The sequence below is a fragment of the Kitasatospora sp. NPDC056800 genome (genome assembly GCF_042789775.1).
Lineage (GTDB): Bacteria > Actinomycetota > Actinomycetes > Streptomycetales > Streptomycetaceae > Kitasatospora.
Genome location: NZ_JBHUAL010000167.1, coordinates 1 through 21,922, shown reverse-complemented (window position 1 = coordinate 21,922; position 21,922 = coordinate 1). Strand labels below are relative to the sequence as shown.

Annotated in this window: 16 protein-coding genes; 6 read left to right on the top strand and 10 right to left on the bottom strand. The window is 74.9% G+C overall.

Annotated features, from left to right (window positions below; translation table 11 throughout):
- From ACFRQN_RS29755 to ACFRQN_RS29745, 3 genes are all read right to left on the bottom strand, one after another.
- The coding region (locus ACFRQN_RS29755) for a styrene monooxygenase/indole monooxygenase family protein (RefSeq protein ID WP_380743300.1) at positions 1–879 on the bottom strand (879 nt) is incomplete at its 3' end.
- 154 nt (positions 880–1,033) lie between these two features.
- Positions 1,034–1,786 carry a thioesterase II family protein gene (locus ACFRQN_RS29750; RefSeq protein ID WP_049657441.1) on the bottom strand — a complete coding sequence of 251 codons (753 nt, stop codon included), beginning with the start codon at positions 1,784–1,786 and terminating at the stop codon, positions 1,034–1,036.
- Between the two features lie 152 nt (positions 1,787–1,938).
- Positions 1,939–3,147 carry a proteinase inhibitor I4 serpin gene (locus tag ACFRQN_RS29745; RefSeq protein ID WP_380743298.1) on the bottom strand — a complete coding sequence of 403 codons (1,209 nt, stop codon included), beginning with the start codon at positions 3,145–3,147 and terminating at the stop codon, positions 1,939–1,941.
- Positions 3,148–3,434: 287 nt separating this feature from the next.
- Between ACFRQN_RS29745 and ACFRQN_RS29740 the strand changes: the two genes are divergently transcribed.
- On the top strand, positions 3,435–3,641 hold the full coding sequence (locus tag ACFRQN_RS29740) for a hypothetical protein (protein ID WP_380743296.1): 207 nt from the start codon (positions 3,435–3,437) through the stop codon (positions 3,639–3,641).
- Positions 3,642–3,660: 19 nt separating this feature from the next.
- On the opposite strand, the gene ACFRQN_RS29735 is transcribed toward ACFRQN_RS29740, so the two are convergent.
- Positions 3,661–4,269 carry an AAA family ATPase gene (locus tag ACFRQN_RS29735; protein ID WP_380743294.1) on the bottom strand — a complete coding sequence of 203 codons (609 nt, stop codon included), beginning with the start codon at positions 4,267–4,269 and terminating at the stop codon, positions 3,661–3,663.
- A 304-nt stretch (positions 4,270–4,573) separates the two neighbouring features.
- Here ACFRQN_RS29735 and ACFRQN_RS29730 point away from each other — a divergent pair, with 304 nt between their 5' ends.
- Both ACFRQN_RS29730 and ACFRQN_RS29725 read left to right on the top strand, forming a co-directional pair.
- Positions 4,574–6,124 carry an AMP-binding protein gene (locus tag ACFRQN_RS29730; protein ID WP_380743292.1) on the top strand — a complete coding sequence of 517 codons (1,551 nt, stop codon included), beginning with the start codon at positions 4,574–4,576 and terminating at the stop codon, positions 6,122–6,124.
- 167 nt (positions 6,125–6,291) lie between these two features.
- A complete protein-coding gene (locus tag ACFRQN_RS29725; RefSeq protein ID WP_049658969.1) occupies positions 6,292–6,474 on the top strand; it encodes a hypothetical protein in 183 nt (60 codons plus the stop codon).
- 21 nt (positions 6,475–6,495) lie between these two features.
- Here ACFRQN_RS29725 and ACFRQN_RS29720 read toward each other — a convergent pair whose 3' ends face one another.
- The 3 genes from ACFRQN_RS29720 to ACFRQN_RS29710 all read right to left on the bottom strand — a co-directional run bounded on the left by ACFRQN_RS29720 (position 6,496) and on the right by ACFRQN_RS29710 (position 13,833).
- Entirely contained in the window at positions 6,496–7,485 is a 990-nt protein-coding gene (locus ACFRQN_RS29720; RefSeq protein ID WP_380743290.1) for an ABC transporter ATP-binding protein, read from the bottom strand.
- 133 nt (positions 7,486–7,618) lie between these two features.
- Complete coding sequence (locus tag ACFRQN_RS29715) at positions 7,619–10,465, bottom strand: hypothetical protein (RefSeq protein WP_380743288.1); 2,847 nt, start codon at positions 10,463–10,465, stop codon at positions 7,619–7,621.
- Positions 10,462–13,833 (bottom strand): ABC transporter permease, encoded by a 3,372-nt coding sequence (locus ACFRQN_RS29710; protein ID WP_380743286.1) that lies wholly within the window; start codon positions 13,831–13,833, stop codon positions 10,462–10,464. The genes ACFRQN_RS29715 and ACFRQN_RS29710 overlap by 4 nt, the downstream gene beginning before the upstream one ends.
- 430 nt (positions 13,834–14,263) lie before the next feature.
- Here ACFRQN_RS29710 and ACFRQN_RS29705 point away from each other — a divergent pair, with 430 nt between their 5' ends.
- Positions 14,264–14,995, top strand: coding sequence for an ABC transporter ATP-binding protein (locus ACFRQN_RS29705; protein WP_049656422.1), 732 nt, complete (start codon positions 14,264–14,266; stop codon positions 14,993–14,995).
- 123 nt (positions 14,996–15,118) lie between these two features.
- Here the strand turns inward: ACFRQN_RS29705 and ACFRQN_RS29700 are convergent, their stop codons facing one another.
- From ACFRQN_RS29700 to ACFRQN_RS29690, 3 genes are all read right to left on the bottom strand, one after another.
- Positions 15,119–16,741, bottom strand: coding sequence for an FAD-dependent oxidoreductase (locus tag ACFRQN_RS29700; protein WP_380743285.1), 1,623 nt, complete (start codon positions 16,739–16,741; stop codon positions 15,119–15,121).
- A 364-nt stretch (positions 16,742–17,105) separates the two neighbouring features.
- Positions 17,106–18,725 carry an alpha/beta hydrolase gene (locus ACFRQN_RS29695; RefSeq protein WP_198959396.1) on the bottom strand — a complete coding sequence of 540 codons (1,620 nt, stop codon included), beginning with the start codon at positions 18,723–18,725 and terminating at the stop codon, positions 17,106–17,108.
- A gap of 413 nt (positions 18,726–19,138) precedes the next feature.
- On the bottom strand, positions 19,139–19,744 hold the full coding sequence (locus ACFRQN_RS29690; protein WP_380743283.1) for a TetR/AcrR family transcriptional regulator: 606 nt from the start codon (positions 19,742–19,744) through the stop codon (positions 19,139–19,141).
- A 240-nt stretch (positions 19,745–19,984) separates the two neighbouring features.
- Here ACFRQN_RS29690 and ACFRQN_RS29685 point away from each other — a divergent pair, with 240 nt between their 5' ends.
- Complete coding sequence (locus ACFRQN_RS29685; protein WP_380743281.1) at positions 19,985–21,250, top strand: FAD-dependent monooxygenase; 1,266 nt, start codon at positions 19,985–19,987, stop codon at positions 21,248–21,250.
- A 57-nt stretch (positions 21,251–21,307) separates the two neighbouring features.
- Positions 21,308–21,829, top strand: coding sequence for a MarR family winged helix-turn-helix transcriptional regulator (locus ACFRQN_RS29680; protein ID WP_241852973.1), 522 nt, complete (start codon positions 21,308–21,310; stop codon positions 21,827–21,829).
- Positions 21,830–21,922 lie beyond the last annotated feature (93 nt).

Genomic DNA, 21,922 nt, shown 5'->3' with positions numbered 1-21,922 from the left:
CAGCACGTGGACGGCGTCCACGCCCGAGCCGAGCTCCGCCACCGCGCGCCGGACCACCGGGGTGACCGCGCCGAACAGCCCGGCCCCGGCGTCGGGCGGCTCGGCCTCCGTCCAGAGCTCGACCTCCCAGGGCAGGTACTCGGCCAACAGCTCGCGGATCCGGGCCAGTTGGACGTCCGGCGGCGGGGCGTCGCCGAACGCGTCCAGCGGTCCGCCGGGCAGCGCCTCCCAGAGCAGGATGTCGCAGGGGCCGGAGAGGGTGAGCGCCGGCTGCAGGTACAGCTCGCCTAGGCCGGGCAGGGCGTTCATCCGGGCCCTCGGCCCGGCGGCCGGGTCCGGCGAGCCGACGCCGTGCGCGTACAGGCAGGACAGCGCCCGCTGCGGCCCGTCGAACGGCGAGCGGCCGGCGTCGCGCTCGAAGATCCCGGACAGGGCGCCGCGGCCGGCCGCGACCACGGTCAGCTCGTGCCGGCGGGCCAGCTCGTGCAGCCCGCCGCGGTCCAGCGTGCGGTACTCGACCACGCCGCCGCGCTCGGCCAGCAGTTCCAGCCAGCCGGCCAGCTTGAGCCGCTGGTCCACCGACTGGGCGGGCTCGTCCAGCGTCATGGTGTACTCCAGCGCCCGCACGCCGGGGGGCGCCGCCAGCACCGCCTCCACCGAGGAGACGGCCGGTGCCCGCTCCGCCCAGAGGTCCAGCCCGGCCGCCGCCTCGATCCGCAGGGCGGGGCCGAACATCGCCTGGGTGGACAGCACCCGGCCGCCGCGCAGCTGCTCCGGGGTGCGCTCGGCGACCAGCGTCACCCGGTACCCGTCCGCCACCAGCCCGAGCGCGAGTTGGAGGCCGGCCTGGCCCGCTCCGACGACGGCGATCCGGCGCACGCTGCCTCCTGGTGGTCTGTTGACGGTCCGTCAAGCAGGCACAGTAGTCGAGCGGGCGCGCTCCGGTCACCGGTGGCGGGCGCATCCGTTCGAAGGAGGCGGCGGCGTGCGGACCGCGCCGCCGCCCCGGCCACCCGGGGTGCCCCGGGCCGGCTCAGCCGCGCAGGTGCGCGGTGAGCACCTCCACCACGTCGTGGGTCCGGTCGGCCAGGTAGAAGTGCCCGCCCTGGAAGACCCGCAGGTCGAAGGGGCCGGTGGTGTGCCGCTCCCACTGGCCGACCTGGTCGACGGTGGCGTGCGCGTCGGACTCCCCCGCCAGGGCGGTGATCGGCAGCGACACGGTCGCGTCCGGGGTGCTGCAGTAGGTCTCGACGGCCATGTAGTCGGCCCGCAGGCTCGGCAGGACCAGCTCGCGCAGGCCGGGCACGGCGAAGATCCGGTCGTCCGTGCCGCCGAGCGCGGAGATCTCGGCGAGCAGTTCGTCGTCCGGCAGCTGGTGGACCCTGGTCGTCCGGGGCAGCGAGGGCGCGCGGCCGGCCGAGACGACCAGCCGGTCCGGCCCCCGTACGCCGTCGCGCTCGAAGCAGCGGACCGTCTCGAAGGCGACGGCCGCGCCCATGCTGTGCCCGAAGAAGGTGAGCGGCCGGTCCGCCCACTCCCGCAGCTCCCGGGCGAGCTGCTCGGCGAGGCCGGTCACCGAGCCGATCGTCGGCTCGCCGATGCGGTTCTGCCGGCCCGGGTACTGGACGGCGAGCACATCGGCGTGCGGTGCCAGCGCGTTGGCGTACTCCAGGTAGTAGCTGGCCGAGCCGCCGGCGTGCGGGAAGATCACGATCCGGGCGGGCGCGGAGTCGGACGGGTTGAATCTGCGGAACCACGGATTCTCGACGACGGCGCTGCTGGACATGCGGGGTGCGACCTCTCTCCGTGACGGACTCTGCAGGCCCCAGTCTGGCAGTGCCGGGCCCCGCCGCGGGGGCGAAGTGACGATCATGACCCTCCGGCAGGCCGGTTCTCGCCGGTGCCCCGCCGGCCACCCGGGCCTGCCTGCCAGGAGGTTCAGGCCCGGACACCGCTCGCGGGGTCCGGATCGGTGACCCAGCCCGCGGCCAGGAGCAGACCGGAGGTGCGGTGGACGGCGACGAAGCCGAACGGCCGTCCGAAGCCGGCCCGGACGATCCGCCGCAGGTACGACGGGCGCGGGCGCGCGGCGCCGCTCCCGGCGACTCCGAGGGCGGTCACCGAGGCGGCCCGGAAGCCGTCCGGGCCGAAGGTCGCGGTGGCGCGCTGCCGGGCGCCGTCGATGAACAGCGGTTCCGCTCCGCCGAGCCCGGGCAGGCGGTGCTCGGTCTCCGAGCGGGTCCCCAGTGTGGCCAGGCCGAAGAGGTCGGGGCGGGCGAGCAGATCGTGGTCGGCCCCGACGGTGAACCGCGGGACGTCCACGGCCAACAGGTCCTCCGGCTCGTACCGCCGGATTAGGTCGATCGTCAGGCCGGGGCCAGGGGCGCCGACGGGCAGGCGGTCGGCGGTGGTCCGGCGGTGGCGCCCGCTCAACGCCTCGATGCCGGTGGCCAGCACCCGGCCGGGCGACGCGCCGGGCTCGCCGAGCAGCAGATGGACACTGATGTCCCCGTACCCGTGCACCCGCACTTCGGTGACGAGCCCGGTCGGTGACTCCAGCACGGCGGCCCGGTCCAGCAGGCAGGTGTACCGCGACAGGTACCGGACGGGCCTGCCCCAGGCGTCCGCCGGACCCTCCGGCGGACCGTCGATCTCGTCGAACGGCCGGATCCAGTCGGTCCGGACGGTGAGCGCCGCGGCCAGCACCAGGCGGGTCTCCCGGTCCAACCGCACCGGCATGGCGTCGATCAGACCGCCGGTGGCCCGGGCGGCCCAGGCGTCCAGCCGCGCCTGGTCCTGCCGGACGTCACCGGAGAGCCGCCCGTGTACACCCGCCGGCAGCCCGGCCGGCCACTCCGGGCGCAGCCGCAGCCGCTCACCCGTCCAGAGCCCGAGGGCCGAGCCGACCGCCGGGATGCCCTCCAGCAGACCGAGGAGTTCCCGGGCCCGCTCGGCGGCAGCCTCCGGCGGCAGACCCAGGGCCTGCGTCAACTCGCCCTGGACGGCGGGGCTTCCGGCCGGCGCCAGCAGGCCGAGCAGCGGCCAGACACCGGCCGGCATCAGGACCGTCCCACCCTCCGGGTCGACCTGCCCGACCCAGCGCGCGCCCAGCGTGTTGACCACCCTCACGGCCTCGGCCTGGCTCATCCGCCCCCCTGCGCTCGATCGTCCGGCACGCCGCCGAGGGTAGGCCCGGGCCCGGGTGGGAGGCGACCGGTTTAACGCCACTCCCGGCCGCCAACGCCCGCCCGGCGAAGGCGGGTTCCGCCGCCCCGACTCCTTTTCCACTGCCGACCCGATCCGATCCGTGTCAGCATGGCCGCATGAGCGAACCCGACGACTGGATCACCATCGCGGCGTACGAGAACCTTCCCGGCCGCCCGACCCCGCCGGCCGCCCTCCGCGCTTGACTGCGCGACCGGGGCATCGACTGGATGCCCATCGCCGCCGATGCGGTGCGCAGTGACCTGCTCTGCGGGGTCGGCCCGGACGGCCGGTGGCGCGGCTGGTTCGACGTCCGGGTCGACGCCGACGCCCTGCGGACGATCGGGCTGCACCCCGAGCAGGCGTCCGCGGTCGTCAACGGACCTTCCCCGCCCGGCTGGTGGCACGCCGAGGCCGAGCGCCGGGCCCGTCGGTGACGGCGGCCGCCGGCCCGGCTCAGCCCGCCGCGCCGAAGCGGACCGTCTCGGCGCGGGAGCGGGAGGCCGCGTCCAGCAGCAGGACGGACGAGGCCTCCGGGGTCGGCATCGGGCCGCCGGCGCGCACGTGCCGGGTGAAGGCGGCCAACAGCCGCTCCAGGCTGCGGCGGTGGCGGGCGAAGACCCGGCCGGAGGCGTGCCGGCCGCGGGCCCGCTGGCCGTCCAGCGCGGTGGCGGCGCCGACGTCCAGCAGCACCAGGTGCAGTTCGCGGCCCCGGCGGGCCGCCTCCCGGGCGAGCCAGCGCCGCATCCAGGCGCGGCTGCCGCAGTCGTGCACCAGCAGCGGGCCGCCGCCGCGCACCGAGGACCGCAGCAGCCGGAAGTGCTCCAGCCGGGCCCACGGCCGGTACACCGCGTACGGCAGGGCGGCGGGCATCACGGCCTCGCAGGCCTCGTGCACCGTCCGCGGGTCCACGGCCCGGACCGCCGCCCCGGACCAGCGCCGCAGCAGCGTGCTCTTCCCGGCCCCCGGCAGCCCGGACACCACCACGACGGCGTCGGCCGGGTAGGCGGTGACGAACCCCGCCCCGGCCTCGCCCCGCAGATCGACCACGCCGCGCGGTGCCACGACCGCATCCACCCCGCCGCTCACCAGTCCGAGCCCCCGTTCACGTCCGACCGGGAACCCTAACAACAACGCCCGGCCGGCCGCTCGGCGGATCCGGCCGGACCGGGCCTCGGCGTCGGGCGTGCGCGCCTCGCGGCAGAAGCGGGGGCGCCCTCCGGCCGGGGGCCGAGGGGACCCCGCAGGCCCGCACCGGTCCGTCGGCGCCCACCCGCGCCCGTCGGTACCCGTGGGCCCCCGGCGACCGCAGTGCACCCGTGGGCCCGCCGTCCACTAGGCTGACGAGCCGTCAGACAGGAGGACGGCCATGGCGGAGGCGGCTCCGACGTACACCGCGCTGGTGCTGGACGGGCTCGCCCGCGATCCCGCCCGGGTGGCGCTCCGGTACGGGGACGAGGAGTGGACCGGGCAGCGCTGCCTGGACCTGGTGCACCGCGCCGCCCGCGCGCTGGAGCGGGCCGGGCTCGGGCGCGGGGACGGGGTGACGGTGCTGGCCGGGAACCGGCCGGAGGCGCTGCTGGTGCGGCTGGCCGCGAACCTGCTGGGCTGCCGGGTGGCGATGCCGTTCCCGGACGGGCCGGTCGCCGAGCAGGTGGCGCTGGCGGAGTTCGCCGGGACGTCCGCGCTGGTCTTCGACCCGGTCCGGTGCGCGGCGGCGGCCGACGGGGTCGCGCGGGCCGTGCCCTCGGCCGTCCTGCTCTCGCTGGGCCCGTCGCCGCTCGGGCTCGGCACGGACCTGCTGGACCTCGCCGCGGCCCGCTCCCCCGCCCCGCTGGCGCCCCGTTACCTGCCCGAGGACGTGATGGCGGTGCGGTTCACCGGCGGCACGACCGGGCGCCCGAAGGGGGTGCTGCGCCGCTTCGCCCGTCCGCCGCGCCCGCCGCTGCTGGCCGGCTCGGTCTTCCTGCTGTGCACCCCGCTCTGCCACGGCGGCGGCACCACGGCGGACCTGGCGCTGGCGGCGGGGGGCATGGTGGTGATGCAGGACGGGTTCGACGCCGGGGCCGTGCTGGCGGCGGTGGAGCGGCACCGGGTGTCCCGGATGTACCTGCCGCCGCACCTGCTGTACCGGCTGCTGGACCACCCGCTGCTGCCGACGACCGACACCGGCAGCCTGCGCCGGGTCGGCTACACCGGGTGCGCGCCCTCGCCGCGGCGGCTCGCCGAGGCGACCCGGCGGCTGGGCCGGGTGCTGCACCAGACCTACAGCCTGACGGAGTGCGGGCCGGTCTCCCGGCTGGGCCCGGACGAGCACCTGGCACCGCGGCTGCTGACCACCGCGGGCCGCCCGTACCCGGACACCGGGCTGCGCGTCCTGGACGAGGACGGCGCCGAGCTGCCGCCGGACCGGACCGGGGAGATCTGCGTCCGGACGCCGACCGCGATGGCCGGCTACTGGCGCGACCCGGAGCTGACCGGACAGGTGCTCCGGGACGGCTGGCTGCACACCGGCGACCTGGGCAGCCTGGACGCGGCCGGCTATCTGACGGTGGCCGGGCGGCGGGACCCGATGGCGGTCGTCGAGGGGCACAATGTGTTCCCCCGCGAGATCGAGGAGCCACTGCGCACCCACCCGGAGGTCCGCGAGGCGGTGATGTTCACGACCACCGACCCGGACCGCCTGGAGCGGGTGCACGCCGCCGTCGCCCTCGTCCCCGGCTCGCGGCTGACAGCCGGGCAGCTGCACCGCTGGGCCCGGGCGCACGGCCTCGGCCGGTGCGCCCCGGACTCGCTCCTGCTGCTGCCCGCGATCCCGCTGAACGGTCTCGGGAAGCCGGACCTCGCCGCCCTGCGGGCCCAGGTGGACGCCGGGAGCGGACGGGCGGCCGCCACCGCGGGGGCGCGCGACGGGGTGTGACGCGCCCGACGAGTGCATCGAGCGCCTACGCGGGCGACCTCTCGTGCGCCACCCGGCGGGAAGAACCGTCCGTGGGCACTCGATCGTGCGGCCCGACCTGCCGATACATCCCCGGCAGCGCCGTGCACGTCGCTGTGGGCCGCACCGTCCCCCCAGGAGGCACTCCCTTGACCTGGCTACGCGTCCTGACCGCACTGGGCATCCTCGCCGTGGCGGCCAGTGCCCTGATCGTCTTCGCCCTCTGCACCGCCACCTCGCGCGGCGAGCGCGCCGCGGAGGAGGCGCCGCCCGACCTCCGGGCGGACGCCGAGGGCAGCGGCCTCTTCCAGCGGATGGGCGGCGACAGCTGACGCCGCGCCGCCCACCGCCGGTCAGTGCCCGGCGATGTCGTCCGGCCGGACCTCGATGTGGTCGGCGGCGAGATCGACCGCCACCCGGTGCTCCATGCCGAGCGACTCCAGGAACTTGACCGGCAGCTGCACCCGGCCGCTGCGGTCCAGCATCACGTACTCGCGCTCGTTCACCGACTCCTCGCCGTGCTCGTCCGTCACGGTGCGGCGCAGCACCTCGCTGGCGGTCCGCCCGTCCCGGATCGCGACCGTGCGACGGACCTCGCCCGCGACCATCGGGTCGTGGGTGACGATCACGACGGTGGCGCCCAGTTCGCGGTTGACGGTGCGGAAGGACTCGAAGATGATCCCGGCGGTCTCCGAGTCCAGCTCGCCGGTGGGCTCGTCGGCGAGCAGCACCGGCGGGTTGTTGGCCATCGCCACCGCGATCGCCACCCGCTGCTGCTGGCCGCCGGAGAGCTCGTTGGGCTTGCGGTGGGCGAGCTCGCCGATCTCCAGCGCCTCCATCAGCTCCGCCACCCGGGCCGCCTGCTGCCGGGCCCCGCCGGCGCCCGAACGACGGCCGCGCAGCTGCATCGGCAGGGCGATGTTCTCGGCGGCGGTGAGGAAGGGCAGCAGGTTGCGGGCGGTCTGCTGCCAGATGAAGCCGACCACCTCGCGCCGGTAGCGCAGCCGCTCCTTGACCGACATCTCCAGCAGGTCGCAGCCGGCCACGGTGGCGGTGCCGGCGGTCGGCACGTCCAGCCCGGCGAGGATGGTGAGCAGCGTGGACTTGCCGCTGCCCGAGGCGCCGACCAGGGCGACCAGGTCGCCCTGGCGGATGGTCAGCTCCAGGCCCTGGAGCGCCTGGACCTCGACCCCCTCCGCGCTGAAGATCCGGACCAGCCGGTCGCAGACGATGGCCGCTCCCTCGCCGTACGCCTTGGGCGAGGCGGCGGCGAGGGCCCGCTGCTGGAGCTCCTGGAGGCTGGGGGCCTCGGCGACCGTCCGCTCCTGGGGAGTGCTCTTCACCGGTGGTCTCCTGTCTCGACTGTCTGCTTCATCGCACCGCTCTCCACTGTCCCGGCGGACCGGGCCGCTGTCACGGCCCGTGCACCGCCCCCGCCCGCCGCTCCCGGCGGGTCCGCCGCCGTCCGTACCGGCCTCATTGCCGTTCCCCCGCTCGCAGTTCGGTGGCGATCTGGCGCCGGCCGGCGACCAGCGTCTCCAGCACCACGCCGAGGCCGACCACCAGGGCCAGACCGGCGGTGGGCAGCAGCACCGGCAGCACCGCCGGGGCCAGGGTCTCGCCGACGGTGGCACCGACCAGCGCCGAGAGGTCGAAGGCGCCCCCGAGCAGGGCGACCGCGGCCAGCGCGACCAGCCCGCCGCCGACGGCCGCCGCCAGGGTCTGCGGCAGCGCCTCGGCGATGATCAGCACCAAGCCCTGCCGGGGCCGCAGGCCCATGGTGCGCAGCCGGGCGAGCACCGCCGTACGGTCCGGCGCGGCCCGCAGCAGCGTCAGCAGCACGGCCAGCAGGGCGAAGCCGGCGGCGGCGAAGCCCGAGTACCAGAACAGCCGCCCGGCGGCGTGCTGCACCGGGTCGCCGGCCAGCTCGGCGATCTTCTCGCGGCTGCTGTGCACCACGTAGCCGGGGGGCAGGCCGGCGGTGGTCTTCCCGGCCGCCGTGGCCTCCGCGTCGATCAGCTTGGCGACGCGACCCAGGAGCTCGCCGCTGCCGATGGCGCGCTCCCGCAGCAGGGCGCGGACCCGGTCCGGATCGACGTCGCCGACGGCGAACCACTTGTTCACCCGGTTCGACCGCTTGAGCTCCGGCAGGTGCTCCGCGGCGGGGCCGGCCGGCACCACGACGAAGGGCTTGCCGGGGTCCGGGAAGGCGGGCGTGGCGGTGACGATCCCGGCGACGCTGGTGGCCATCTGGCTGCCGGAGGGCGTGCGCACCTGCGGTGCGCCCGAGGCCAGGTGCGCGGCCAGGTCCCGGCTGAACAGCGCGGGGACCGGGCCGTCCTTGCCGCCCGGGGCGGCGGTCAGCCTGGCCGGGTCGTACCCGCCGACCCCGACGGTGCGGGAGATCTCCGCGTAGGCCTCGGGCTCGACCACCACCAGGACGGCCTCGGCGGTCTCCCGGTCGGCGCCGACGAAGGTGGCCCGCTCCTCGATCCACGCGCCGGTCGCCGCCCGGACGCCGGGCAGTTCGCCGGCCGCCTTGGTGAAGGCCTCCGGCAGGTTGGCGTAGAGCGGGACGGAGACGGACACGTCGCCGCCGGTGGAGAGCCGCGCGGCACGCGCCCGGGAGTGGTCCACCGTGTCGAGCACGGTGGCCCCGAAGCCGGTGGCGGTGACGGCGATCAGCAGGGCGAGCAGCGGCAGCGCGGAGGGCCGCCGCCGGCCCGAGTTGTCGCGGGCGGCCCGGACCAGGCCGAGGAAGCCGACCAGGCCGCGGCCGCGGCCGGCGAGTGCGGCCAGCCAGCCGACCACGACCGGCTCGATCCTCGCCAGCAGCAGGCCGCCGGAGACGGCGAGCAGCAGCGGGGCGGCCACCAGCAGCGGGTCGACGCCGCTACCGGGGTGGCCGACGCCGCGACGTTGGACCTCGGCCACGGCCGCGGCGGTGACGGCCAGCACGGCGAGTTCGCCGACCATCCGGCGCCAGCCGCCGGCCGCCCGCGGGCGCGCCCAGAGCAGCGCGGCCCGGACCGGGAAGACCAGGATCGCGAGCAGGGTCACGGCGAGCGCCAGCAGCACCGGGGTGCCCCAGCGCGGGGTGGGCAGCAGCACCAGCGCGAGGGCCGTCCCGAGCACGGCGGCGGGCAGCACGGTCACCGCGCCCTCGCCGAGCAGCCGCAGCAGTACCCCGGTGCGCGAGCCGCCGCGGGCCTGGAGCAGCCGGATCTCGGCCGTGCGCCGGTCCGTGCTGAGCGCCGCGGCCAGGCAGAGCACGACGACCGCGACGCCGGCGACACCGGCCGGCCCGATGGCGCCGAGCGGGGCCGCGGCCTGGTAGCGGGCGGTGGCCCGGGCGAGGACGTCCGGCATCAGCGAGGTGGCGTGCAGGTCGGCCCGGAGGGTGGCGTCGATCAGGGCGGTCATGCCGGGGCCGGCCGTGTACGAGCCGAGGACCTCGCGGGTGTGGTCGAGCTCGTCGGCGCGCAGCGAGCCGGGGTCGACGGGAAGCCGCCAGAAGTTCTGGCCGCTCGAACCCCAGCGGGCCAGCGCGGTCAGGCTGCCGCCGTCGACGAAGCCGCTGGTCCAGTACCACGCGTCCTCGCCCTTGACGCCCAGGCAGGCCCTGGACGGGCAGCCGAGTCCCTCCCAGAACGGGTCCTGGGGGTCGTTGACCCGGTAGAGGCCGGTCACGGTGGTGCGCAGCGCGACCGGTCCGTCGGTGCCGCTCTCGATGACGTCGCCGACCTTGATGTTGATGGCCTCGGCGGCCTGCTGGCTCAGCGCGATTGGCAGCGGGCCGTCGACCGGGGCGGGGCCCGGCCAGGTGCCCGCGGTCAGCGTCGCCCGGTCGGCGAGGCCGTGCAGGTAGAACAGGCCGAGCCCCGGGACGGCCCGGTCGGAGAGCCGGGTGAACCCCGGGTTGAACATCTTCCGCTCGGTCTTGATCCGGGTGCCGTGGACCTGGGCGGACGCGCTCAGCGGCAGCTGCCGTCCGATCTGCGCGTCGAACTTCCGCTGCAGGGCTTCGAGGGCGGCGCCGTCGTCGCCGGGGGCCAGCCCGGAGGTGACCTCCAGGTTGGTGACGTTGGTGCCCAGGCCGCGCGTGAACTCCTGGAGCGCGCTGTCCGCGTTCCGGTCCGCGATGCGCGGGAAGGCCGCCGCCAGGAAGACGGTGACGAGCGCGAGGGCCGCCGTGAGCAGCGCGGCCAGCGGCATCGCGCGCAGCCGGGTGCGCACCCAGGGCGCGGGCCGGTGGGCCCGCGCCGGTTCGGGCGTCGGCGGCGGCGCGGGGGTGGGCACGGTGGTGCCGGCCTTGGTGGTCACATCTCCTCCACGTGGCGCAGCCGCGCGGCCACGTCTCGACGCCGGCGGCCGATCAGGAAGGCCGACAGCAGCGGGACGACGGCGATCGCCCCCGCGAACAGCAGCGCCTGACCGAACGGCAGCTCGACCAGGGCCTCCGGCACCGGGCGGCGGGCCGCCGGGGTCAGCACCACGAAGGGCACGATCAGCCGGACGAGCAGGGCTCCGAGGGCGAGGCCGACGATCCCGCCCAGGCCGACCAGCACCGCGTTCTCGGCGGCGACGGTCCGGGTGACCTGCTTGCGCGGGGCGCCCAGGGCGAGCAGCAGCGCGGAGTCCCGGGAGCGCTCGTGCGCCGAACCGGCCACCGCGGCGGCGAAGCCGATCGCGGCGAGCACGGCGGTGACGATCGCGATGGCCATCAGCGCGCTCTGCGGGGCGGCGCCGACCGGGTCGCCGAGGAGGCCCTCGGAGACCTCCTCGTAGAGCGCGAGGTCCTGGCTGCCGGGCGCGCCGCGCAGGGCGGCGGCGGCCTCGGCCGGGATGCGGTCGCCCGGCCCCGTGGCGGGCAGCCACCACTCGGTGCGGGAGGGCAGGTTGCGGTCCTGGACGGACAGCATCCGGGCGACCGAGCCGAGGTCCAGCAGCAGCGCCCGCTGGCCGGCCACCGGGAGGGCCTCGACCGCGCCGGTCACCTTGACCGGGACGACGACCCCGCTGAACGGCACCTGGAGGGTGTCGCCGACGGAGGCTCCGACGGACTTCAGGTAGTCGTGGGTGGCGACGCCGTTGACGGCGGCCGGAAGGGGCGCCCCGGTCGGGCTCAGCACCGCGCGGATCGGGTCTCCGATGCCGCCCGCGGGGTGGTAGCGGACCGTGAACAGGCTGTCGGGGGCGGCCGCTTCGGAGGCGAGCGCGGCCACCGGCGAGCCGCCCGCGCCGTTGCGGGACTCCGGCGGCTTGATGGTCCAGCCGGCACCGGACGGCACCGGGACGGCGGTGGACGGTCCGTCGGCGGTGTCCGAGACGGCCAGGTTCCGCAGGGTGACCTCGCCCTCGCTGCGGTCGCCGAAGGCGACGTTCGCGCCGACCACGGTCAGCGGGGCGGCGACCGAGCCCACCGGGGCGTCGACCAGCGCGCCGAGCCGGATCGAGGAGTGGACCTGGCCGTTCATCGGGAGCTCGCCGAACGGGACCTTGTGGACCAGGCCGAAGCGGTCGCGCAGCAGCAACCGGACCTCGGGCTGGATCGGGACGCTGGTGAACCGCGAGTTCTTCGGCTCCTGCTGGCTCACCGCGATGTCCGCGTCGATCCGCAGCGGGCTGCCGGGCAGCGGGATGCCGGCGGGGGCGGGGGAGGCGAGCGAGCCGAAGACCTCCGCGCCGGTGCGGCCGTCGAGCAGGTCGGAGCGGACCGGGACGCGTTCGGCGAAGGCGGCGGCGTCCACGGCCATCAGCTGGCCGGAGCCGCCCTGCAGCGGCTGCTCATCGCGCACCACCGCGACCAGCCGGTCACCGCCGGGCAGGCTGCCGTAGCGGCCGCCCTGACCCATCGGCGCGTTGTGCGAGCCGGAGATGCGCAGGCCGCCGGCCGTGGCGAAGGCCGCCTGGTCGCGCTGGGAGGCAGTCCAGGTGGCGTGCTGACCGAGCGCCAGGACGCCGGTGGCCACGGCCATGACGAGGAGCAGGACGGGGCCGGTGGCGCGGCCGGGCCGGCGGGCCAGCTGCCAGCCGACCATGGCGGGGCCGAGGCCGCTGCCCCGGGCCGCCGCGCGGGCGCCGAGCCGGGCGACGACCGGCAGCAGCCGCAGCACCACCAGGGTGCCGGCGCACAGGGCGAGGGTCGGGGTGGCGACCAGCAGCAGGTCCACGTCCAGCCGGCCGGTGGAGTCGGGGGACAACCCGCCGCCGTACTGGTCGAGCTGTTGGTAGGCGAGCGCGGCCAGGGCGAGCACGGCGATGTCGCCGCCGTTGCGGGCGACGCCGGAGACCACCGCCTGGCGGCGGCCGGCCCGGCGGCGCAGGGCGGCACCGACGCCGCGCACCACGCTGGGCACGGTGGCCAGCAGGATGCAGGCGAACGCGCAGACCACGGCCACCGGCCAGAGCGACCAGCTGATGCCGGTGTCCAGGGCGACCTGGTGGGCGCTGCCGAGGCCGGCCAGCGCGCGGACCAGGAACGGGGTCAGCAGCGGCGCGAACACCGCCGCGGGCAGGGCCAGCAGCAGCGACTCCAGGGCGGTGAAGGAGCCGAGCCGGACGGCCGAGGCGCCGCGCGCGGCGAGCATCTCGTTCTCGGACTCCTGCCGCGCGGCGATCAGGTGCACGACCAGCAGCAGGGCCGCCGCGGCGAGCACCGCCAGCTGGAGGGCGCCGATCAGCAGGGTGGACCGGGCGACCACCATGCTGTCGGACAACTCGCGCATGATGTCGGGCAGTTCGGTCTTCGCGGCGAGCGAACCGGAGGTCCGCAGCTCATCGGAGAGGCGCTGGGCGCGGTCGCCGACGGCCTGCGCGGCGGCCCGGTCGACGCCGGAGAAGTCGGCGTCCAGCGACCAGCCGCGGCTGCTCTGGACCAGGCCGGCCGTGGTGAAGGCGCTCTGGTCGACCATCATCGGGCCGAAGGTGGTGAAGCCGGCGACCTCGATCTCGTGGCCGCCGACCGGGTCGATCCGCCAGTACGGGGAGGCCGGGTCGGTGGCCCGGTAGACGCCGGTGATCCGGACGGTCAGCGGCTTGCTGTCGTTCCGGTCGACGAGCCGGACCTCGGCGGGCAGGGCCTGCTCGGTCAGGCCGAGCCGGCGCAGCAGGCTCTGCGGGACGGCGGCCTCCGGGGCGGCGGACTGGGCCGGCCCGGTGGCGGCGCCCGGCCAGGCGCCGGCCACCAGTTGGACCCGGCCGCGGTCGAGGTCGGCGAGGACCGTCAGGTCGAGCTGGGCGCCGGGGGCCTGGCCGGCGGAGGCGCCGGCTGCGCCGGTGCCGCTCGCCGGGCTGCCGGTCGCCGGGCTGCCGTTGGCCGCGGTGCCGTTGGCCGGACTGCCGTTCGCCGCACTGCCGTTCGCCGCGCCCCCGGAGCCGGGCAGGCTGTAGGAGCGGCTGCGCATCACGCTGTCGGTGTGCACGGGCAGGTCGCCGAAGAGCTTCTGCCGGTAGGAGGCGAGCGCCTCCTCGTCCTTCGTCCGCTGGTCGAGTCCGTGCTCGCCGGTCACCGTCACCGTGGTCCGTGCGTGACCGGGCCCTTGGAGCGCCTGTCGCAGGCCGGCCTCGCCGACACTGCTGTTGAAGGCGACCAAGGCGGTCAGCACGGATGTGGTGATCAGCACCGCGAGCAGGACGGCGGCAGCCAGCGGCACTCGTCCGCGCAGTCGGCGCACGACGAAGCCGAGCATCAGGTTCCTCCCCCGGACTTACGTCCCCGGTTGCATCCCCGGGCCCCGCTCGTCGGTCCGATCCGAGTGCCGATCCGCGTGCAGATCGGTCACAGATGGACACACCGCGGGCACACCGGCGCATTGATCACCGGCTATCGGTCGCCGGATAGCGGACGATGCTGTCAGATTCGATCCAGGAACGGAAGGGACTTGCGCGAATCAAGTAAGCAGTGAGCAAATTCCTTTCATTGGTAGCATCCCGGCCGGGGATGCCCTACTTGAAATGCCATGAACACCTCACAAATCCGGCTTCGGCGCACTCCTTTGGCCCGGGACACCGACTTCTCGGATTCCCGCCCGGGAACGTGAACCGCCGGAGCACTCATATCCGTAGAACCGGACGGGACCCGGATGGAACCGGGCCGCCACGCCCACAGGGGGACGCCGCATGACGCAGCCTCAGGCCGCCACCGCCGACACCACCACCCAGCCGATGGTGGCCGTCACCGACCTCCGCCGGAGCTTCGGCACCGGTGAGCGGACCGTGCACGCCCTGCGCGGCGTCTCGTTCACCGTCGGCCGTGGTGAACTCACCGCGCTCAAGGGCCGGTCCGGCTCCGGCAAGACCACCCTGCTGAACCTGGTCGGCGGCCTGGACGCACCGACCGGCGGCAGCATCGCGCTGGACGGCATCGACCTAGCCTCGCTGGACGAGGACGGCCGGCTCGCCCTGCGGCGGGAGCGGATCGGCTTCGTCTTCCAGTCCTTCGGGCTGATCCCGATGCTCACCGCCGCCGAGAACGTCGGCGTGCCCCTGCGGCTGCGCAAGGCCCCGGCCGCCGAGCGCGAAGAGCGCGCCCACACCCTCCTCGCCCTGGTCGGCCTCGCCGACCACGCCAACCAGCGCCCCGGCGAGCTCTCCGGCGGCCAGCAGCAGCGCGTCGCCATCGCCCGTGCGCTGGCCAACCAGCCCAGCCTGATCATCGCCGACGAGCCGACCGGTCAGCTGGACTCCGAGACCGGCCGCTCGATCATGGAGCTGCTGCGCGCGGTGGTGCGCAGCGAGGGCGTCACCGTGCTGGTCGCCACCCACGACCCGACGCTGATGGGGCTCGCCGACCGGGTGATCGAGGTCCGGGACGGACGGATCGTCGAGGAGGAGGCGGAGCAGGCCGCCTAGCGGAACGGGCCCGGGCCCCGGGGCTGATCCCGGTGTGCGCTACGGGTGCGCGTGACCGGACTGCTCTACGGGGGTGGGGATGCGGGGTGCCTCCCCGCCCCCGTGGGGCGCCGGCGCTCGGACTCAGGGCCCGGCCGGGATGATCGATTGGGCGTGGTGGAACACCTCCTCCCCGTCCCAGTAGGCCTTGGTGCGTTGCAGCCGTGGGTAGTTGCCCTTGTAGTAGAGGCGCGGGTAGTCCGGGTCGGGCTGGTCGGCGGTGCCCAGGTCGGTGTCCGGGTAGTTGACGTAGGCGCCGTCCGTCGCGGTGTCGACCTCCGGGACACCGCCCGTCTCCCGGTAGACGTCGCGGTACAGCCCGCTCAGGTAGGCGAGGTGCTTCTCGTCCTCGGCCGGGTCCGTCCAGTGCGTCTGGTACTGCAGCTTCATGATCGAGTCGCGCTGCGGGACGGCCGTCTCCTCGGGGCGGCGGGCGTTGATCCGGCAGCCGTAGGAGTCGATCTGGACCACCGTGTTCGAGAGGTCCACCCCCTCGACGTCCCGCGTCAGCCAGTCCCAGAAGGCGGCGATCTGCGCCGGGGCGAACGGCTCCCGGTGGTAGGCCGACTTGTGCTTGCCCCGCTCGTTGTCTCCCGAGGGGTTGAGCGTCATGGTCGCCTGGAACCAGGGCATCCGGCGCCGCTTGTCCGGGTAGGGCAGGAACAGCCCGCCGGCCGAGCGGGTCTGCACCACCGGGCGCGTCGTCATCCCCTGTTCGACGGCGGCCACGAAGGCGTCGAGCGGGGCCGGGTCCGCTCCGTCCCACTGGCTGAACAGGACGACGTTCCCGTTGGAGTGGTGGGTGAGCTTGAGGATGGCGAACAGCCCCTGGTACACCGCCTCCCGCGGGCCGCTGTGCTCGGCCATGAAGGCGCCGAAGTTGGCCACCAGGGTCTCGAAGTCGGCCGGCCGCCGGAGCAGTTCGGCCCAGGGCCAGGCCACGCTGCTCAGCCAGACCCGGGGCGGCGGCTGGGGCACGTCCGATGCGAAGTGGTAGCGCAGCACCACCCCGAAGTTCCCGCCCCCGCCGCCGGTGTGGGCCCAGAAGAGGTCCTGCTCGGGCGAGCCCGGCGCGTCCTCGCGGTGCGCCTTCGTCACCACCGCCCGGCCGCCCCGGACGGTGACCACGTCGACCTGGACGAGGTGGTCGACGGTGAGCCCGTGCCGCCGGGAGAGCAGGCCGTACCCGCCGCCGCAGACGTGCCCGCCCGCGCCGACCGAGTAGCAGGACCCGGCGGGCAGGGTGACGGCGTACTCCCGGAACAGCGTGGTGTAGACGTCCCAGTTGGTCGCGCCGCCGTCGACGCCGTAGGTGGGCCGGCCGAACTTGTCGGTCGAGGCGGCGACGCCGCGCATCGTGCCGAGGTCGAGGATGACGCCCTGGTCGTTGTCGACGAAACCCTCGTAGCAGTGCCCGCCGCCGCGGACCGTCGGCCGTAGCCCGGCGTCCAGCGCGCGGTTCACCTCGGCGACCGCGTCGGCCTCGTCGCCCACCAGCCGGATGTAGGCGGGACTGCTGCTCCACCGCTGGTTGAAGCCCTGGGCGAGGGTCTGGTAGCGGGGGTCACCGGGGAGCACCGACCGCCCCTTCGGCAGCTCCCGGCGCGCGCCCTCGGCCGCCGCCGCGCCCGTGGAAGCGGCGGTGATCCCGGCGGCCGCCGCGCCGGCACCGCCCAGGAATCCCCGCCGGGAGAATTCGTACCGCATGTTCCGTCCCCACTTTCCCGAGTCCGAGAGAAGCCGGCGGCCCGCACGCTAACACGGATATCCGGCCACGGGAATCGGTTAATGGAAAGTGTGACAGTACGTCATTCCTGCTGGTCCAGCCTGGTCTTGACCGTCACCTTGACGCCGGAATCCCATTGTCAGTGGCATGGGCTATGGTCGCCGACGAACCGCAGGAATCCGCTCCACAGGAGGTTCGATGACGATCCGTCTCCGCGTTCTCCGCGTTCTCCGGGCCCTCCCGGCCCTCCGGGAACTCGCCCGGAAAACACGGTCGTGGTGGCCGGCTGCACCGCCGACCACCACGACCGTCAAACCCTCCCCCGGATCACCGGGGGCCGTTCCGTCAGACCGCCGGGAAGATCTCCGCGTCCGGCTTCAGCAGCTGGCCGGCCGCCGGCGCGGTGCCGTCGACCAGGTAGCGGGTGACCATCTTGTTCAGCGCCTGGCTGCGGCCTACCGCGCAGTGCTCGATCGAGTCGACGCTGACCAGCACCGCGTTGCCCAGCTCCTGCTGCATCCGCTGGGCGAACTTGTACTGGGTGGCCGGGTCGTAGAGGTTGCCGATCACCATCACGGTGTTGGAGGTCTTCTTGTTCCACGGGCCGGAGAAGCGCTCGGCGTCCCGGGCCGGGGCCGGCCAGCTCGCGCACGCGGGCGCGTCGAAGGCCTGGTAGCGGCCGAAGGTCGGCATCTCCTTCTCCCAGGCCTTGGCCGCGTTCGCGAACACCCGGTCGTTGGAGGGGTACGGCTTGTCCTGGCAGTTGACGGCCATGTAGGAGTCGTCCGCGGTGTACTCGGAGTCGACCGGGGCCTCCCGCAGCGCCGTCCGCGGGACGTCCACCGAGAGCAGGTTGGCGTCCTCGTCCGAGACGTTCGCCTGCGGGGCCAGCAGGGCGGCCGCGGCCGGCTTCTGGAACACCTGGTAGGTCGCCTGGAGGGACTTGGCCAGCGGGGCCAGCTTGGCCTGCGAGTACAGGGCGCTGGCCACCTCGCCGGTGAAGCTGCTCAGCGTCACCTTGGAGCCGTTCGGCAGCGTGATCGGGCTGGTCCGCAGGTGGTCGCGGAGCTGGTCGAACTTGGCCCGGGTGTCGCCCTCGCCGAAGGCGCAGCGCGGGGCGCCGGCGGTCTGGCAGCGCTTGAGGAACTCGTCCAGGGCCAGCTCGAAGCCGTTCGCCCGCTGGCGGTCGTACTCCAGGCCGTTGTGCAGGCGCAGGTTCGGGTCGACGTTGCCGTCGACGATGATCGCGCGGACCTTGTTCGGGTACATGTTGGCGTACGTCGAACCGATCAGGGTGCCGTAGGAGAACCCGGCGAAGGTGAGCTGGGCGTCGCCGACGGCGCGGCGCATCCGGTCGAGGTCGCGCACCACGTTGATGGTCGACATGTGCTCGATCAGCGGGCCGGCGTTCTTGCTGCACGCGTCGGTGTAGTCCTGGTCCGCGTCCAGCGTCTCGTTGATCTCGGCCTTGGTGACCGGCACGCCGACCATGCGGTTGGTGACCGCGTCGGCGTCCTCCTGGGTCTTGAAGCACTTGAGCGGGTTGCTCCGGGCCACGCCGCGCGGGTCGAAGCCGACCAGGTCGAACTTCGACTGCACCTCGGTGCCGAAGCGGGCGGTCGTCGCCCACAGGTAGCCACTGCCGCCCGGGCCGCCCGGGTTGAGGAACAGCGAGCCGATCCGCTTCGACGGGTCGCTCGCCCGCCGCCGCATCATCGCGATGCCGACCTTCTCGCCCGACGGCTTGTCGTAGTCCAGCGGCACGGGGTAGACGGCACAGTCGTAGATGCCGGGGTCCGGCTTGGTCGGGTCGGGGTTGCACGGCGTCCAGGCGACGGGATCGACCTTCGCCTCGGCCAGGCTCGGGGTCTGGTCAATAGGCGCTGCCGAAGCGGCGGCGGCGGTGCCGGTGACAAGTGCGAGAGCGCAGGTGACCGCTCCGGCCAGCGTGGATATGCGGGACAAGGAACCTCCTCCGTACTGAAAGGGCGGCCCCAGCCTGTCAGTCGGAGATCTCCGTGGGAAGACCTGGGAGCGGCGTAAATCATCCACCCGTCATGTGACACATCGCGAAATATTCTGTGAATGAACCAACTTGACGGTTGATTGACCTGAGATTTCGTCATCCCGCGTTGCCGATCGACCGTCGGCCGTCCGGGTTCGGTGGGGGCGGGCGGCGTCCGGCGGGGCCTGCGCAGCCGACCAGGGGCACGGATTTCCCGCGCGGCCGAACATCCGGGGCTCCCGCTATTGCGCGATCGGCATCGAGGGCGTGGCGCTCCCCACCGGTGCTCGGCGGCCCGTGGAGGGGAGATGGTCCCAGGCCTGCCGCTCCTCGCCGGCGCGAGCCGGGTCGCGCCAGCGCGTAGCGGCAGGCCTCAACTCACGCCCGCTCCCCGCAGGGCGGCCGCCACCAGTCCCTGGATCGCGTCGGCACCGGGCTCGCCGCCGCCCACCAGGTGCTCGAAGACCAGACCGTCGACGCAGGCCAGCAGTGTGGCGGTCCGCCCGTCGGGATCGGTCACGCCCTGGTCGGCGAGGAACGCGCGGACGGCGGCGCGCCCGGCGTTCTCCCGCGGGACGAGGATCTCGCGCAGTTCGGGATCGCGCACACTCTCCACCGCGCAGGCGTACCGGGCCAGCGAGCGCCGCCGCCCGTCGCCGGACAGTCGTTGCCGCATCAACTCGGCGATGCCGTCGGCCAGTTCCTCCGACGAACGGACCGGCACCCGCTCCCCCATGGCGTGCAGCTCGCCCTGGTCCAGCTCCACCAGCCGCCGCACCAGTGCGGTGAGCAGGGCCTGCCTGGTCCGCAGGTAGGCCGAGGTGGTTCCGACCGGCAGCCCGGCCGCCGCGTCGACCGCCCGGTGGGTCAGTCCGCGCACCCCGAGGTCGGCCAGCACCCCGATCGCGGCGTCCGCCAACACCGTCCGGCGGTCCGGCCGCCCCGCATCGTCCCGCTTCTGGTCCTCGTGTCGCCGCATCCCTCCTTTCTACCGGGGCCGCGGCACCCGGCGCGCACCACCTCGGTCCGAGCCAACCGCCGACCGCCACCCCACCACCCCGAACCGCCCTGGCGGACCCCGGCGGACCCCGGCGGACCCCGGCGGACCCCGGCGGACCCCGGCGGCCCCGCCCCCACCCCCGTCCACCTGCCGACAGCCCCGTAGTACGCTCCTTCTACAGATGTAGAAAGCAGCGCGGCAACACGGGAAGGACCGGGCATGAGCAGCAGCAGCGCGGTGGTGGTCGGGGGCGGCATCGGCGGACTGGCGGCCGCGATCGGGCTCCGACTGGCGGGGTGGGACGTGACCGTGGTCGAGCGGGCGGCCGTCCTGGACGATGCGGGCGCCGGCATCTCGCTGGCCGCCAACGGGATGCGCGCGCTCGCCGCCCTGGGGGTCGGCGAGGCGGTCGAGGCGGCCGCCCGCCGCCAGTACACCGGCGGCACCCGGACGCCGGATGGCCGCCGGCTCGCCGCGATGGACGGTGCGGCGCTGGAACGCGAGCTGGGCGCCCCGATCGTCGGGATCCCCCGCGCTGCTCTGCACCGCATCCTGCGCGAGGCGCTGCCCGCCGAGTCCCTGATCGTCGGCGCCGAGGTGACCGAGCTGGACACCACCCGGCCGTTCCGGGTCCGGGTCGGGTTCGGCGGCACCACCCCGGCGACCGACACCCAGCAGGCCAACCCCCGGCAGACCGACCCCCGGCACTCCGACCCCCAGCACTCCGACCGCCCGAAGGCCGACTTCCTGGAGGCCGACCTCCTGGTCGCGGCCGACGGCCTCAACAGCCGGCTCCGGCGCCGCCTCTTCCCCGACCACCCCGGGCCGGTCTACAGCGGCTCGACGGTGCTCCGGGCGATCACCGAGCGCCCGGTCGACGGACTGAGGGCCGACTTCGAGATCACCTGGGGACACGGCGCCGAGTTCGGCCACATCGCCTTCCCGGACGGCACCGCCGAGTGGCACGCGGTCCTGAACGCCCCGGCCGGGGTCCGCTACCGGGACCCGCTGGCCGAGGTCCGCCGCCGCTTCGCGCCCTGGCACGAGCCGATCCCCTCGCTGCTGGCCGCGACCCGGCCGGAGGCGGTGCTGCACCACGACATCAACGAGCTGACCACCCCGCTGCCCTCCTACGCCTCGGGGCGGGTCGCACTGCTCGGCGACGCGGCGCACGCCATGACGCCCCATCTCGGCCAGGGCGCCTGCCAGGCCCTGGAGGACGCGGTGACCCTGGCGGCGGCGCTCGCCGAGGCCCGGACGGTCGAGGGCGCGCTCGCCCGGTACGACGCGGCCCGCCGTCCGCGCAGCCAGACCGTGGCCCGGGACGCCCGCCGGGCCGGCCGGATGGGCCAGCAGCTGGCCCACCCCCTGGCGGTCGGCCTGCGCAACGCCGCGATCCGGCTCACCCCGCCCGGCGCGATGGTCCGGACCGTCCTGCGGCACGCCGACTGGACACCGCCGCGGATCGCTCCGCGTGCCGCCTAGGCACAAACCCATGGCCCCGCTTGACGCGAAATCAGGTTAGGCGCCATATTACTTCTCGTGACCCAGTACTCCGCGGGCGGTCCCACCGCCCCCAGCCTCGACCAGGCGCGCCGCCAGATCGCCCGCTACGGCCTCTCGGCCGATCCGCAGGCGATTCTGGTCGCGACCCGGCTGATGGCGGCGGGCGCCCGGATCAACCAGGCCGGCGAGGTGCACTTCGGCCGCTTCGGCCTCTCCACCGGCCGCTACCGACTGCTGGCGGACCTGGAGGACCACGGCGGCGAGAAGTCGCCCTCCCAGCTCGCGGCGAGTCTCGGCGTCTCCCGGGCGACGGTGACCGGCCTGGTCGACGGCCTGGAGCGGGAGGGCCTGGTGGCCCGCCGGCCGTCCACCGAGGACGGCCGCGGCAACGTGGTGATCCTCACCGCGCGGGGCGCCGACCGGCTGCGGGAACTGGCGCCCGAGCACTTCGCCCGGATGCAGGCGCTGGTCGGGGGGCTCTCCACCGAGGAGCGCGCCACCTTCCTGGACCTGCTGGGCCGGGTGGTCGCGGGCATGGACGCGCTCACCGAGGACTGATCCGCACCCAGGCGGGGGGCCGGGGGGGGGCCCGCCGGCCCGCACGCCCCAAATGTATGGTGCGAAAGAAAAAAAATTTTGGCCCAGAAAAAC

Bases quoted from the DNA above. Each gene is read 5' to 3' on its own strand.
- ACFRQN_RS29700 (WP_380743285.1), bottom strand. From the start codon at position 16,741: ATGCGGTACGAATTCTCCCGGCGGGGATTCCTGGGCGGTGCCGGCGCG.
- ACFRQN_RS29705 (WP_049656422.1), top strand. From the start codon at position 14,264: ATGACGCAGCCTCAGGCCGCCACCGCCGACACCACCACCCAGCCGATG.
- ACFRQN_RS29685 (WP_380743281.1), top strand. From the start codon at position 19,985: ATGAGCAGCAGCAGCGCGGTGGTGGTCGGGGGCGGCATCGGCGGACTG.
- ACFRQN_RS29710 (WP_380743286.1), bottom strand. From the start codon at position 13,833: ATGCTCGGCTTCGTCGTGCGCCGACTGCGCGGACGAGTGCCGCTGGCT.
- ACFRQN_RS29745 (WP_380743298.1), bottom strand. From the start codon at position 3,147: ATGAGCCAGGCCGAGGCCGTGAGGGTGGTCAACACGCTGGGCGCGCGC.
- ACFRQN_RS29750 (WP_049657441.1), bottom strand. From the start codon at position 1,786: ATGTCCAGCAGCGCCGTCGTCGAGAATCCGTGGTTCCGCAGATTCAAC.
- ACFRQN_RS29730 (WP_380743292.1), top strand. From the start codon at position 4,574: ATGGCGGAGGCGGCTCCGACGTACACCGCGCTGGTGCTGGACGGGCTC.
- ACFRQN_RS29740 (WP_380743296.1), top strand. From the start codon at position 3,435: ATGCCCATCGCCGCCGATGCGGTGCGCAGTGACCTGCTCTGCGGGGTC.
- ACFRQN_RS29690 (WP_380743283.1), bottom strand. From the start codon at position 19,744: ATGCGGCGACACGAGGACCAGAAGCGGGACGATGCGGGGCGGCCGGAC.